Consider the following 16,211-nt stretch of genomic DNA (forward strand, 5'->3'; position numbering starts at 1 on the left):
TTTTATACAACAGGTCATATTGTTGACCTGCACAATTATCCAAACCCTGCTATGCCCCGGCCAGATATTTTTGGAAAAAACATGGCGGTAGTGCTGGGCGAATTTGGCGGTTTAGGCTGGCCGGTTGAAGGCCACATATGGCAGGCCAATAAAAACTGGGGTTACCAGAATTTTAAGAACGGCGATGATGTCCTAAAAAAATACATCACCTTTACCAACAGGTTGCAGGAACTGATCAGGCAAGGCCTTTCGGCTGCTGTGTATACACAAACTACAGATGTGGAGGGTGAGGTAAATGGTTTTATAACTTACGACCGGAAATTTATAAAAATGCCGGTTGAAAAATTGCATCAGGAACATGTAAAACTATATGATCCGGCGTTAGTAAAATAAACACTACTGAATGAACTATTTAAACAAGATTGGTAAGCTGGTTTGTTTATCAATGATATTCAACTGGGCCGGTATGGAAATATCATCGGCTCAGGCTATTAAGGCCATTGCGCTTAAAAAGATAGATAATGGCCAAATAAATGCCAATTATGTAAGTAACCGTGCACCATTGCAAAAGGCCTACTTTGTTAAGCTGCCGGTAGGAAGTATTAAAGCGAGTGGCTGGCTTAAAAAAGCATTGGAACTACAGCGCGACGGGCTTACCGGCAACCTTGGAGAAATAAGTATCTGGCTGTCAAAAACTAATAATGCATGGCTTAATAAAGAGGGCAAAGGCGAGTACGGCTGGGAAGAACTGCCTTACTGGCTTAAAGGATATGCCAACATTGGCTATATGCTTGGTGATAAAAAGATGATTGCCGAAGCAAAGTTCTGGATTGATGCCGTACTAAATAATCAGCGGGATAACGGCGACTTTGGTCCCGCAGTTGAGCGTAAAGGCAATCGCGATCTGTGGACCAATATGCCGATGCTTTGGTGCCTGCAGTCGTATTATGAGTACAGTAAAGATCCGCGTGTTATTCCCTTCATGACCAAATACTTTAAGTATCAGTTATCCCTGCCTGATGATAAGTTATTGGAAGATTACTGGGAGAACAGCCGCGGTGGCGATAACATTACGAGTGTGTACTGGCTTTACAACCGCACCGGTGATAAATTTTTACTCGATCTGGCCACCAAGCTGGATAAAAATACCGCCGACTGGCGCCAGGCCAGTAACCTTCCCAACTGGCATAATGTAAACGTTGCACAATGCTTTAGGGAGCCGGCTATCTTTTCCCTGCAAAGCCATAAAGCTCAGGATCTGGCAGCAACCTATAATGACTTTAAACTGATCCATACTATTTACGGGCAGGTGCCAGGTGGGATGTTTGGAGCTGACGAAAATGCCCGCAAGGGGTATGACGATCCGCGCCAGGCAGTAGAAACATGCGGCATGGTAGAACAAATGACATCCGACCAAATGTTGTTAAGTATTACCGGCGACCGCTTTTGGGCTGAAAATTGCGAGGATGTGGCCTTTAACACTTTTTCTGCGGCCTTTATGCCAGATTATAGATCGCTGCGGTATTTAACGGCACCCAACATGGTTATCAGCGACGGGAAAAACCATAATCCGGGTATTGATAATAGCGGGCCGTTTTTGATGATGAACCCTTTTAGCAGCCGCTGCTGCCAGCATAACCATGCTGCCGGTTGGGTTTACTATGCCGAGAACAGCTGGATGGCTACGCCTGATAATGGTTTGGCAGCCCAACTTTACACCGGGGGGCAAGTTAGCGCTAAAGTGGGTAATGGTACTGTAGTTAGCATAACCGAAACCACTAAGTACCCTTTTGAAGATCAGATAAACTTTACGGTGAATGCTGCTAAAGCAATTTCCTTTCCATTGTATCTGCGGGTACCGGCATGGTGTAATGGGGCATCGGTTAAGATAAACGGTGTTCCGGTAAAGGTAAACAGTTCAACCGGCGATTATATCCGGCTGGTTAAAACCTGGAAAAATGGAGACAAAGTGACACTGCATCTGCCTATGCAATTAAAGGTTCGCCAGTGGGAGCAAAATAAAAATAGTGTGAGCGTAAATTATGGCCCGCTAACTTATTCTTTAAAGATCGATGAAAAATACATTAAGGAAGATAGCAAGAAAACGGCTATTGGCGATTCGCGCTGGCAGGCTGGTGCCGATCCGGAAAAATGGCCATCGTACGAGATCCATCCTGCCTCGGCATGGAATTATGGATTGTTAATTGACGAAAAACATCCCGAAAACTCTTTTAAGGTCATACACCGTGCATGGCCTAAAGACAATAACCCGTTTACCAATACCGGTGCCCCAATACAGCTTATGGCCAAAGGGAAACAAATCCCCGGTTGGACGGTAGATCAATACGGTTTATGTAGTGTATTGCCGCAAAGCCCTATCAAAAACGGCCAGCCTGTAACGCAGCTAACTTTGGTGCCTATGGGTGGTGCAAGGTTAAGGATCTCGTCATTCCCGGTAGCAGAATGAAATAAATAAGCGATAATGAAGACAATTAAATTGCTTGGTTATTTGCTGCTTTTAATGATGGCAGGTCCGGCTGCTATTGCACAGTCTAAAGCCGACAGCATAAAATATCAGCCGCCATCACCCTTGTACCGCGACCCGATATTTGACGGCGCTGCCGACCCGGTTTTGGTTTATAATAAAGGGCAAAAAGAATGGAGCATGCTTTACACCCAGCGCAGGGCAAATGTGCAATCGCCTGGTGTGGCATTTTGCTATGGCACAGCAATAGGCGTAGCCACCTCAAAAGATAATGGCCATAGCTGGGTTTACAGAGGCACGCTCAACCTCGACTTTGAAAGGGGGATGAATACCTTTTGGGCCCCCGATGTTATATACCACAAGGGGGCTTACCACATGTTTGTTGTTTATATACGCGGTGTATATAGCCAATGGGGCGGCAAAACGCAACTGGTTCATTACACCAGCCAAAACCTGTGGGACTGGAAATATCTTGGCCCTGTTAAATTGCCTGCTCACGACATTATAGATCCTACTTTGATTAAGCTTAACGATGGCAAATGGCACATGTGGTATAAAGATCAAAAGCTGGGGAGTATTACTATGACGGCTGTAAGCAGCGATCTGGTTAACTGGAAAGTTGCTGCTAAGCCTGCAATTGGCGGAAAGGCGCACGAGGGGCCAAAGGTTTTTTGGTTTAAAAATTATTACTGGATGATAACCGACGAGTGGCAGGGGCAGCGTGTTTACCGGTCAAAAGATGCCAAAGAATGGGAACGCCAGGGGCTGATACTTGATAAGCCTGGCCATCGTAATGAGGATACCCCAACCGGCGCCCATGCCGATGTGGTTATAAGCGGCGGGCATGCCTATATTATTTACTTTACCCATCCGGGCCGTAAAACGCATCAGGATGAAGGCGGGTTAGACAAGGATGGCACATTTACTTACTCGTCAAAAAGGACATCTATCCACGCTGCCGAATTGGAGTTTAGTAGCGGCACATTGGTTTGCGACCGTGACAAACCCTTTAACTTTTATTTGGCTACTGATAAATAGGTGATTCACAAAGCGACAACTTTTTGTTTTTATAAAGACTTATATTAAGGTTTAAAATCTATTCTTAACCCATCACTATGGGCATTAAATTCCGGGGCATACATGCATTGAACAGTGGCTACGCCGGTAGAGAAATTACCCGGTTGTGCTACCCTTAGCTGATACTCAAACACATAGTTACCCTTATTTAAATTGCTGATGAAAAAGTTAGTAGCTGCATCTTTAGTGACCTGGTAATAATATAACCCATCCTGGTATTTATATTCGGACAGGGCGGTTACCGGCTCGGTACCTGCCGGGCGCATATCTTTCAGCTGCACATATTCAAAATCGCGGCCTGCTTTCAGGTAAACTATCACTTTAAGGAGGTCACCAGTTTTGGGCTGATGGGTGGCATCTACCGCTGTGGCCACCGGGCCGGCATTTGTTTGTTTCATGATAAAATATTTGCGCTCCAAATGAATATCGGTTTGCGATGGGGTGATCTTGTCGAGTTGCTCAAGATACTGCCAGTACATTGCCCCCCAACTAATAGATTTGCCATTATTGGTGATAGCCACCTTGCTCAATGCGGGCTTGATCTGGTCATCCACCCAACTGGTTTTTAAATAGCCGGTGCCCGCATCGGCTGTAATGTCTGGCTTTAATTGGGTAAGCAGGGTACCATCTAATTTAATTTCTGATGTATTAGATGCCGATAGCCAGTCGCCTTGTTTTAACAGCAGCGCATAGCAGGCGGCAGCGGTTGCCTTAGTGGTTTTCCAGTTATTGGTTTGTTTGTTGCGCAGCAGCCATATTTTCATATCTTCAACCGCCTTGTTATTGTTGCCAGCTTCGGTCATTAACTCTATCAGCAGTGATTGCGTCTCCACCGGCGATTGGTACCAGTAATAGCCCCTTTGGTTTTTTGCCCAATACATGCCCATTTCATCGTTTTGCTGCGCGGTTTCCATCAGAGATTTAATGATGGCTTTAGCAATTGCCGCTTTGCCGCTTCGTTGCATGGTAAGGGCTATCATGCCCTGCTCATAAACGCCTTGAAACAGCCATTGCTTTTCGGCACGTTTTAAATAATTATTGAATACCGCTTTTAATGCAGGACTCATAGGCTTATTTGTAAAATAACTGCGGGTATACCAGGCATGTATCTCTGTAGCGGTATTATCCCGGGTCTCATAATTCTTTGCTTTTTTTGCGCTCTCCTCGTCTTTAATGATTTGGGCATCAAGATATTTTATGGCACTCGTAGAAATGCTTTTTAGCACAGCACTCTTATCATCGGCCGTGCCTGAATGGTAAAGCTGACCTATCCCAGCTAAAATATGCTGGGTAATATAGCGGTCGGATCTGTCGCCGGCAAACCAGGGGAAGCCACCATCTGGCAATTGGCGCGTTTGCAACTTATCTAAGTTTAGCTGTAATTCGTTACTCATTTTATTCAGATCGAACAGCAGGGCAATGCGTTTTTTTTGATCAGTCTCATTTACAGCATCGCGCAGCCAGGGGGTTTCTTCTAATAAGGTGGCCTTAAGCTCCTGGTTTTTTTCAAGATTTGATAACAGGCTTTGGCTGTTGCCCATCTTCCACTGGTCAAACACTTGTTTAATCACCGGCATGCTGTTTACCAGTTTGGTGGCCATAGTGTTGGCATAATAGCGGCTAAATATTTGCTCGGAACATTCATATGGAAACTCCATCATATAAGGAATAGCCTGCACGGCATACCAGGCGGGGTTTTGGGTATATTCCAGTGTGAGGGTCTTGCTCTTTAAAGTTGTGCTTTTATTATTCAGCAGTTTATCAAAAGTAAAAGCACGTGTTTGCCCGGCGCGGACCATCATTGGCATAGCCTCAGTAACCAGCATCCGGTTTGGCAATACGGGTATGGTGTTCTCCTCTCCATCGCTGTATTGGCCGGCTTCGGCAGTAAGGCGGTACGTTAAAGCGTCCAAGCCCTGTGGAATAATGATCTTAAACGATACGGCCTTATTGGTAGACTCGGCAATCTCAAAGTTCTGCATGGCATCCGCGGGGTGTTGCAGCAAGGTAACCGGTTGCATGTTCAGCGCGTTAAACAGTTGCATATTTACCTTTCCTTTTAGCTGGCCGGCGGTTAAATTTGCTAACCTTGCAGATATGGTTAGGGTATCGCCTTCGCGTAAAAAACGGGGCGTATTGGCGCTTATGCTCAGCTGTTTTTGTGTTACTACATCTTCTTCGGTATAACCGGTTTGCAATTCTTTAGTGTGTGCCAATGCCCTGAATTTCCATTTAGTCAAAGCTTCCGGAATGGTAAATTCTATCAGGATCTGCCCCTTGCTATCGGTGTGGAGCTGTGGGTAAAAAAATGCTGTCTCGTTAAAGTTGGTACGGATTGAGATTGGTTTAGGCGAGTGTACGCTGCCTTTCCGTTCTGAGAGTGTACTTTGGCCCCTTAAATGAATCTGCACGCCGGGTACTCTACCTGAAACGAACGACATATCTGCAGCTGAGCTCTCAAAGTCTTTACCATTTACTCTTACGCTGCTTTTTGTTCGGATTTCCCGCAAAACCATACTTGTTGATGCAAAACCTAAAGCTTTTTTTTGTTGTGCTACATAGCTTACAACCACCACCTCATTCAGCATTTGATTGTTAGCTGTTAAACGAATGGCAATATTCTCTCTTTTTGATGTTGCATACTCCTTAGCATTATAGCCTAAATAGGTAAATATAAGCACACCGTTTACCGGTACTTTTATCTTAAAGAAACCTTTGGAATTTGTCATGGTGCCAATACCCCTACCTTTAATGGTTACCATTACACCCGGAAGCGCTATTGCATCCTCTGCACCCAGTACTTTGCCGGTAACATCATAGCCGGTTTTAATAAGGGCAGCATTTTTTTGATAATTAGCTTCTATCAGTTTATCATTCTCTGCATACAGCAGGTTTTGTTTGGCCTTGGCTAAATAATTGTGATACCCAACATTGTACCCGCCATAATAATCATAGCCAAACAGGTTTAGCTTTTCGTAATCGCGTGTTTGCCTGGTATAATACAAATTATTGTATGCCAGCGGATTGGTAATTGATGCCTGGTTAAAATCAAAATAGTTCCACATGAAATAATTAGGCTGATATACAGCATTCCCGCCGATTGCCTGTTCCCAGTTTGCAGCCGGGGCAAGGTCATTTAATGACGCATCATATAAGCCCGCCAGCAGCTCTGCCGATTGCTTTTCGTTCTTATAGTCGCTTATCTGCAGTTTCCACTGTTCTTTTTCACCAGGCTGCAGCTTATCGCGGAAGGTAAGGAATTTCAGTTTCAGGCTTTTATCAGGATTAATAACGTTGATCTTCTGATAGCTGTTATAAAGCCTGTTTTGGTACATCATCAAAAACTGAACAGCGGGATGTTTGTCCCCCGCAGCTACCGGAACTTTAATGCTTTGCTGCCCCTTTTCAATTGTAACCCATTTAGATGATATAAGCTTTGTGCCGTTATAGTGCTCCATCAATACGGCTACATTTTGGTCTATACCCACTAAAAACTCAGCGCTTTGGCCCGGTTTAACATTGTTTATTACCGGCACCACCCAATTGTTAATGGATGACGGTTTACCCGGTTGCGCTATCAGATCAACATAACGGGTAATTGAAGTGGTATCTCCCATGGCATTGCGTGCGCTAATTACCATCCGATACACACCTGGCAACTGGTTCCGTAAATTTTTCAGGTCTACTATGCCCGGTTTTTCTTCATCTACACTCAGGTTTAAGTTGATGACCTGTTTAATTGTTACCCACGTTGCAAACATGTCTTCTTTCGCGTGAGCATACTCCGTGAAATCCTTTTTAAATTCTTCTTTGCTGATGCTGAATTGATCAGGTATCGGCCAAAGCCTGGCCTTGAATACTTTGTCGGGGTTTTGTAAAGCATAAATGGCCACTTTCACGTCTGCCTTTTGTGATTGGCCATTCAAATTATTTACTCTTATTGCTGATCTCATGGTATCCTTGGCGAAAAGCCGGTTAGGCACATCTGCATTGATCACGATGTTGTTTTTGCCAATAGTTATCGATGTTTGTGCAGACCTGGTTTCGCCGCTGGCGTCAGTAATATCAGCCGTAATAGCATAGTTATAGCTGTTTACACCCGTAGTTTTTGCCCCGGTAACAGCTCTGAATTTTACATTAAACTTGCCCTGATCATCTGTTATTATGGTATCCGATTTAATTTCGGTAATCACCGGCTGTATGTACCTGTACATTTGCTCGCCTGTTTGATCAGCATACACTAAATTTTCTGTGCGCACAATGCGATAAGCCACCCTGGCCTGCGATAAACCATAACCGGAGAAAGCGGTTACAGCACCTTTTACAGTTACCGAATCATTTGGCTTGTAGCTATCCTTAACAGGCAAAAACTCCGCCTGGAACGTTGGGCGTTTATATTCTTCTACCTGTACCGATACCGACCCATCGTCGGTTTCCAGTTCCACAGCACCACCCAGCATAGTTTGCGGGATAACAAAACTGCCCGCAAATGTGCCATACTCATTGGTTTTCAGCTTCAGTTTGCTTACTTCTTTACCATTAACATCATTGAATTTAATCTCGGCATCCATACCCGGCATTATCCTGCTTTTACTACCGAAGGTTTGTAATTGAAGCCCTTTAAAATATATGATCTGCCCGGGACGATAGATCTGCCTGTCGGTAAATAAAACGGTTTTGTCCGTAGTGTCGTTGTCATCTGCAGACGAGCCACTCGCACCAACAATGTATTTAGATTCGTCAATCAAAGTATCGCCCTTTATCCGTAAGGTGATCGAAACATTGTTGGAAACAGGCCTGTTGGTGGCAAAAATGCCTTCTTTTCCGGTCGTGCTTTTTTCCACAATATCTATCCATGATTTTACCCTTGCAGAATCTTTATATCCAAAATACTTTCCGGCTAAGATCACCTGCACGCCACTTAAATGGGCACCGGTTTCCCTGTTCATTACCAGCAATTCAGTTTTGTTATCCGGAGTAGTGCGTGCACTATAAGCCAGATTGCTTAGCCTGAACTCGTTTACACCGGTCAGTGTTTTCGCATCAGATGCCGCATCCTTAATCTTTAGGATGTAATTTCCGGGAGGTAAAGCATCCAGCTTAACTTCGGTAGTGTGGTTACGGTAATCGCTAACTTGTGGTAATTGATATTGGTGGCTTTGTACCGGCGTTAACTTTTTAAGGATATCGGCCCGCGTTGCGTCTTTACCGTTTGTATATTTAATAGACTGTGCTATTGATAACCGGTACAAAATGATACTGGCCGCAGTAATATTTTTATAGCTGATCAATGCCAGCAAGGGCTTGCCGGGCACATTTGTTTTCTCAACAGTTGCTGAGAGGGACTTCGATTCTATCTGCCCTATAAAAGCATTAGCATTTTTGCCGCCTAAGCTTTCTGGGTACGCCAGGGCTGCTTTTTTATAGTACAACCGGGCGGTATTTAAGCTATCCCTGGTTTGGTAGTACACTCCCTGCAACATTACGGCTTCGCTGCTAATGGGCTTCGCCGAATAATTTACAGCGATTTGTCGCAACGCAGAAAGGTATAGCGAGTCTTGATTTTGGACACTGGCTTTACTGAATAAAAACTGCAGGCGTTGCAAATCAAGATCCGCCGCGGCTTCCTGCTCATTATTTTGAAGATGGAATGCTGTAGCCTGTTGCAGATATTTAATGCCCGTATACCAGGTAGATGCGGTATCGGTTGTAGTAATGGTTAACCCGGCAAATGTCTTACTATCACCAAAAAGAGCTGCATCATTCAAAATAAACGGCGACCTGGGTTTTAACAGGGCGGGTTCTTCTGACAGGTAAAAGTCAAGGGCGCGCTGTACCAGCATATCGTATAAAGTTGGGCGCAGATAACGGGTGGTTTTATCGCCCAATAGTACCCCATCAAGCAGGCTAATGGGTGTATTTTGCTCCATTTTATATTCTGATAAGGATAGCCGATACAAACGACTGGTCTCGGTGACAATAGTTTGCAGGTCCCACTTGGTAAAGTCGGCATCTGGTTTGGTTAAACGGGTACGATTAACAAAATTATAGCGGTGTTGCTGGTAATATTTCCAGTAGGTATCGGCCAGCAGCGATTGCAGCACTGGTTTTACCGGGAACTTAGCCTGTTCAATATCCTGTTGCAAACGCGTAATTATAGCGGCCAGGGCACTCTCTTCGGTGTACGATTGAAAAGTCATGCGATAAATGGCAGCCCTTACCTGCTGCGGCACATTGTTGTTTTTCCGGGCGAAAGCATCCAGCTTATCAACTTCTTTTATGGCCGACTTTGGTAAACCTACAGCCGCCAATGAATCTATTTTGTAAATAATACCCTGGTAGTCCTGGGCAAATGCCGGTTGAATGATAAGAGAGAGACAAATGATCAGGAAGTATTTCTGGATGGGAAGAAGTTGTAAAGGCATAAGGTTAAGGATATGAGAGGCGGTTATAAAATTAATATAATTGATTATTAATGCGTTTAATATTTATATGATGCACATCATATCCCATTTCCATAAGGAAGATGAATTTTTTTATTTTTTTTAAACTTAAACAGTTATGGATAATACAGAAACCATAAAAACATCAACGGTGTGTTTAAAGCGTAACCATATGGATGAATAGTTAAAGAAGGTAGCATATAAACTCTGCTTTTTTGCACCATCAAAATAAACTAACTTTACAAGCTGATTCATGTTATAAACTATTGTCCGCTGGCCATAATGGAAGTGCTTAAAAGGTATTTGTTACTGCCTAAAACAGTATGTAAAGCCGTTTGTCTGTTAATTTTCTTACTGCCTGGTTTACAGGGCAAAGCACAGGGCTTGCAGTTTAACTCCAACGACAGTTTAATGAGCAAACGTACGTCCTACGTAGTTTTTGCCCGGGAACAGCCAACCTTTCATAATCATTTAATAATAAGCTTTGACCTTTCCCTGTGGGATAATGACCATCTTGGTTACGTTTTCAATATTATTGATAACCGCAATAACTCGTATAGCCTTACTTATATCTTTAATCACAACGGCTCACCTACGTTAAATTTTAACATTGACAGTAAGAGTAATAAGATAGAGATCCCTCTTGAAGCCGCTCAACTAAAAAAACGTAAATGGTTCAAGGTAAAAGCCGACATTAATTTAACGGCGAACACTGTAAGTGTTTTGGTGAACGGGAAATGGTACAGGGCAAAAGGTTTCGCCTTTCAGGATCAGATAACACCCAGGATAACTTTTGGCAAAAATCCGCACTATTCTGACGTACCTAACATGGCTATCAAGAATCTTGCTATAAGTGACGACAGCGAAAAACACTTTTTCCCGCTTGACGAATGGAAGGGAACTGCTGTACATGACAGCGATGGCAAGATACAGGGTTTTGTAGATCATCCTTCCTGGCTCATCAACGACTCGTATTTTTGGACGCCAAAATTCCAACGGACGTTTAATGAAGTAGCAGGTTTAAATTTCGACGTCAATCAGCAATCACTATTTGTATTTAAAACGGATTCTGTAATCCGTTACAATATGCAAACAGACAATGTAAGCGGTAAGCCTTATCAAAACAAGTTGCCCGTAAAGCTCTTACTGGGAAAAAGCATCGTCAATACAATACAAAATAAGTGCTATGTATATGAAGTATTGCCACCGGATACAATGCACAGTATCGCTTCGCTCGACCTTAATACCCTTACGTGGGAGTACATTGGCAAGGGGCCTTTAAAGGAGCAAAGGCATCATCACAATATTTTTCATGATAAAGCGCAGGGCAATTTTTATCTGTTTGGAGGCTATGGCTCATTCTCCTATCATAACGACTTTTTTAAGTATGAGCAACTGAATGACCGATGGGTAAAAATCCCGTTTAAGGGCGACACAATTTTACCCCGTTTCTTCTCGGGCAGCAGCCAGGCAGATGAGCAAAACAATGTATATATATTTGGAGGATACGGTAACGAATCGGGCAATCAAATTGTAGGCGGAAGGCATTTTTATGATCTATACCGGGTTAATCTCACTACACACACCATTAAAAAGCTTTGGGAAATTAAACCGGGTGAGGAACCTTTTGTATCTGCCAATAACCTGATCATCTCTGCGGATAAGAAATATTTTTATGCGTTATGTTACCCGCATGAAAAGCCAAAAACAAATTTAAGGCTGTATAAGTTTTCTATGCAGGACGGGTCATACCAGGTAGTGAGTGGTACAATCCCCGTCACTTCCGAACGTATAGAAAGCGATTTTAACCTGTTTTACAATACCGGCCAGGGTGAATTTATTTGTACGGCGCAAGAGTTTGTATCGCCGGAACGATCAACCATCCGCATCTATACGCTGGTCTCCCCGCCGGTAAGCGAACAGGTTTATCTGAGTTCGCAGCGGCCTGCCGAAGCTGGTTTAAACAGGCTGTATGTATATCTTATTATTGCGATTGTCCTTGTAATAACCGCCCTTGCTTTATGGTACATTATCCGGCGGAGAAAAAAACAGGTTCCTGAAGTTATTTCAGATGATGATTTGCAACCCGGGTTTTATAATCAAAAGAAAGAACCCGATAGTAAACCTAACGCTGTTTATTTGCTGGGCGAATTTACCGCATATAATAAAGCAGGTAAGAACATTACCTATCTGTTCAGTCCTAAGATCAAACAACTGTTCATTCTTATATTATTGAACAGCAAAGACGGGCATGGCGTGGTATCTAAAAAGATATCTACCACATTATGGCCCGAAAAAGATATCATCAAAACAAAAAACATAAGGGGGGTTACTATAAACCACCTGAGGAACATCGTTTCAGATATTGATGGATTAGAGCTTGCTTTTACAAACGATACTTACCGGTTCATAATAAACGACAATTTCTTTTGTGATTATTTTGAAATAACCGGTGCTATCCATTGTATCCGTGAACATCAATTAATACCGGAACAATTTCTTACAGATCAGTTTGACCTATTCGCGCGCGGTGGTTTGCTTCATGATGTACCCGAACCCTGGCTTGACGAAGTAAAGGTTGAGTTTGAGGAGATCCTCCTGGAGCTATTGCAACCCGGGATAAAGAAAATTTACGAAGCCGGCGAATATAGAAGGGCGCTTGAGCTGTCGCGGGTAGCGCTGGCAATTGACCCTTTTAATGATATTGCTTTAAAGTATAAGTTAAAATCTCTCAGACGGTTTAAAGGTGTCGATTTTGCTAAAAAGGTATACGAAGAGTTTACCGCCGACTACAAAAAGTCACTAGATAGCGAGTACCCCGTACATTTCGATAAAATTTGTAAATAGAACGTTTTGTACTTCCTGTGCCGTTTTTAAGCTCCATCGCTTAATAATTGGGTTAATTTATTGCGGTTAATGAAATTTATAGCTGTATTAACCCTTTTTTTAACCCTTCTTTTAATACACCCTCATCTATACTTGTTCACCGGTTAACTCAGAGCCTGACCTGCTTTGATCACTGCCGGCAATTTATAAACCAGTTTAACCAATTAACCTATGGATGAAAATTTTACTAATTATGGTGAATGCCATGGCATTCATTATGGTGCGAAATTGAGGAAAGCTTTACAGTGCTGTATGCTATCCTTGCTGTTTGTACTAATTTACAGCTCCTCTTTCGCACAAAGCAAAACTCTTACAGGGAGAGTTTCAGACAACGCCGGGCCGCTTCCGGGTGTTACCGTAAAAATCAAAGAGACCGGCGCCGTTTCTATAACGGACGTAAACGGAAGGTATTCCATCAACGTAAATTCCGGCCAAACCCTCCAATTTTCCTTTTTAGGGTACACCCCGCAGGAGATTGCCGTAACAACGCAGCCAACTGTGAACGTAACCTTATTGCAAAGCTCTTCTAATTTAAATGAAGTTGTTGTGGTGGGTTATGGTACACAAAAGAAAGTTACCGTTACCGGCTCAGTGGCTACAGTTAACAACAGCGAGATTGTAACCACAAAAAACGAGAACGTTTTAAACTCACTTACCGGTAAAGTTGCAGGCTTACGTGTTACACAAAACTCTGCAGAACCCGGTTCGTTTGATAACTCATTCAGTATCCGGGGTTTTGGTAACCCACTGGTGGTAATTGATGGCGTTCCACGGGACAATATTACCCGTCTTGATCCAAATGATATTGAAAGCGTATCTGTTTTGAAAGATGCCTCTGCCGCTATTTACGGTGTGCGTGCGGCAAACGGTGTAATATTAGTTACAACCAAAAAAGGCAAAAAAGGATCGCTGGAGCTAAATTACTCCGGTAATTATGGCTTTCAGGTACCATCGGGCTTGCCTAAAGCAGTAGGTGCAACCGATTTTATGACCCTTGTAAACGAGCAATTGCTGCATAACGTAAACGGTGGGCAGGTAAAATTCTCGCAGGCTGATTTTGATGCATTTAACAACGGTACCCGAACCAGCACAGATTGGTATACGCCGGTTATTAAAGGGAGCGTGCCACAATCGCAGCATAACCTAAATGCAACGGGTGGTAACGAGAACACCAACTATTTTATTAGTATGGGTATTACTAAACAGGATGGTTTTCTGCGAAGTGATGATTTGAATTACAAACGATACAACCTGCGGTCAAACCTTTCTACCAGGATAAATAAGAACCTAACTGTTGATCTGAACCTTAACGGTACTATGGATCAGAAAAACCAGCCCTATCAGGATGCCTGGTGGATCATCAGGTCTTTCTGGAGGCAGGTGCCAACCCAGTCTATTTATGCCAATAATAATCCCGATTACTTAAATGTAGGCGAAGTAGATGGTAGTAACCCGGTTGCGCTTGCTGATGCAGATGTTAACGGTTACAGGGTATATAATAACAAATGGTTTCAGTCGCAGGTATCTGCCACATACACTGTGCCGTTTGTACAGGGCTTAAGTGCTAAAGGCCTGTTCAGTTATGACTATTATAGCTCAAGCAACAGGATATATCAAAAATCATATAACCAATATAATTACGATGCAAATACTGATATGTATTTGGCTGTACCTAATCAAACACCGGCAACATTCCGCAGGGAGTTTTTTGAACGGCCGGGTACTTTAATGCAGCTTTCGTTAAACTATGACCGTAGCTTTGGTAACCACAGCTTTACCGGTTTATTGTTATATGAAGAAAATAACCGCCAGCAGGATAATTTTTACGCGCAGCGTGAACTTGCCTTAGCTGTCGATCAGCTATTCTCAGGTAGCAGCGAGAATCAGTTAGGGTCATCTAACTCAGGAGATATTTACAACTATGTAAATAAATCAATTATTGGCCGTATCAACTACAACTATAAATCAAAATATCTTGCTGAGTTTAGCTTCAGGGATGATGGTTCATCAAGATTTTCTCCGCTAAAACGCTGGGGTTTCTTTCCGGCAGGGTCTTTGGGCTGGAGGATATCTCAGGAAGGTTTCTGGAAAAATTCATCGGCACTATCATTTATTAACGATCTGAAGTTGAGAGCTTCTTACGGTAAAGTGGGTGATGATTCCGCATTGGCTTACCAATTTCTTACAGGCTACCGCTATCCGTCAAATGGGTCAAACAACCAAATGCCTCCGGGTTCTGTATTTGATGGTTCGTTTGTAAACGGCGTACAAAGCCTGGGTATTGCCAATTCCAATCTTACCTGGTTTAATGCAGAAACCTATAACATCGGGGTGGATCTGGAAGCATGGAACGGCCTGTTGGGTGCAACTGTAAACGTTTTCAGGAGAGATAGAAATGGCTTGTTGGCTACCCAGGCATTAAGTTTGCCAAGCGTTGTAGGTGCAGATCTGCCACAGGAAAACCTTAACAGCGACCGCACACAGGGTTTCGAGGTTGAGTTAAGCCACCGCAGCCATATTGGGGCTTTTAATTATTATTTGAAAGGAAATGTTGCTTTCGCCCGTACGCAAAACCGTACTGTGGTGCAATCGCAATTTGGTAACTCGCAGCTAAACTACCACAACAATCAAAATAACCGCTGGAACAACATTTATTGGGGAACCGGTGCAGCCGGCCAGTACGGCAGCTATCAGGACATCCTGAACAGCTCGCAATTTGTATCGCGCAACGCTGTGGTAGGTGATTACATTTATGAGGATTGGAATGGCGATGGCCAGATAAACGGTGACGATGTGCATCCAATAGCATATAACAGTGCACCGCTAACAAACTTTGGCTTAACCATTGGCGCTTCATACAAAGGCTTTGATTTTAACACGGTATGGCAAGGCGCAACAGGCGTAACTGTATCCTACATAGAGCAGCTGAACATACCACTATGGGGTGGTGGCAGTGCACTCGAGATGTTTTTAGACAGGTATCACCCGGCTGATCCGAATGCCGACCCATACAATCCAAATACCGTTTGGGTACCCGGCAAATATGCTTTAACCGGCACCACTGCCGATGTAAACTCTAAGTTTAACATCCAGGATGCATCATATGTAAGGCTAAAATCTGCCGAGATCGGGTACAGCATATCAGCAAACGTTGCCAAAAAATTAGGCATAAAAGGCGTAAGGATATTTATGAATGGGTATAACCTCCTAACCTTTACCGGGGTAAAATACCTTGATCCCGAACACCCGTCAAGCACCTATGGTTACCTGTATCCACTTAATAAAACGTATTCATTAGGCGTAAATGTTAAGCTATAAAA

At 43.3% G+C, this 16,211-nt stretch carries 6 protein-coding genes and 1 pseudogene; 5 read left to right on the top strand and 2 right to left on the bottom strand.

Translation table 11 applies throughout. The annotated features are described in order from the left end of the window. From WC743_RS11540 to WC743_RS11550, 3 genes and pseudogenes are all read left to right on the top strand, one after another. Positions 1-393: pseudogene (locus WC743_RS11540) on the top strand (beta-galactosidase); the annotation flags it as partial. Between the two features lie 10 nt (positions 394-403). Then, entirely contained in the window at positions 404-2,467 is a 2,064-nt protein-coding gene (locus WC743_RS11545; protein WP_373012140.1) for a beta-L-arabinofuranosidase domain-containing protein, read from the top strand. Positions 2,468-2,482: 15 nt separating this feature from the next. Beyond that, the gene (locus WC743_RS11550) at positions 2,483-3,523 is read left to right on the top strand and encodes a family 43 glycosylhydrolase (protein WP_373012141.1); all 1,041 of its coding nucleotides are present in this window, start codon (positions 2,483-2,485) and stop codon (positions 3,521-3,523) included. A 44-nt stretch (positions 3,524-3,567) separates the two neighbouring features. Here the strand turns inward: WC743_RS11550 and WC743_RS11555 are convergent, their stop codons facing one another. Together WC743_RS11555 and WC743_RS11560 are read right to left on the bottom strand one after the other, a co-directional pair. Then, the gene (locus WC743_RS11555; RefSeq protein ID WP_373012142.1) at positions 3,568-9,987 is read right to left on the bottom strand and encodes an alpha-2-macroglobulin family protein; all 6,420 of its coding nucleotides are present in this window, start codon (positions 9,985-9,987) and stop codon (positions 3,568-3,570) included. Between the two features lie 126 nt (positions 9,988-10,113). Continuing rightward, positions 10,114-10,260 carry a hypothetical protein gene (locus WC743_RS11560; protein ID WP_373012143.1) on the bottom strand — a complete coding sequence of 49 codons (147 nt, stop codon included), beginning with the start codon at positions 10,258-10,260 and terminating at the stop codon, positions 10,114-10,116. 27 nt (positions 10,261-10,287) lie between these two features. On the opposite strand from WC743_RS11560, the gene WC743_RS11565 reads away from it, so the two are divergent. Both WC743_RS11565 and WC743_RS11570 read left to right on the top strand, forming a co-directional pair. Next, complete coding sequence (locus WC743_RS11565) at positions 10,288-12,852, top strand: hypothetical protein (protein WP_373012144.1); 2,565 nt, start codon at positions 10,288-10,290, stop codon at positions 12,850-12,852. 210 nt (positions 12,853-13,062) lie between these two features. Next, positions 13,063-16,209, top strand: a complete 3,147-nt coding sequence (locus tag WC743_RS11570) for a SusC/RagA family TonB-linked outer membrane protein (RefSeq protein ID WP_373012145.1) — start codon at positions 13,063-13,065, stop codon at positions 16,207-16,209. The last annotated feature ends 2 nt before the right edge of the window (positions 16,210-16,211 follow it).

The organism is Mucilaginibacter sp. (assembly GCF_041660805.1).
Classification (GTDB): domain Bacteria; phylum Bacteroidota; class Bacteroidia; order Sphingobacteriales; family Sphingobacteriaceae; genus Mucilaginibacter.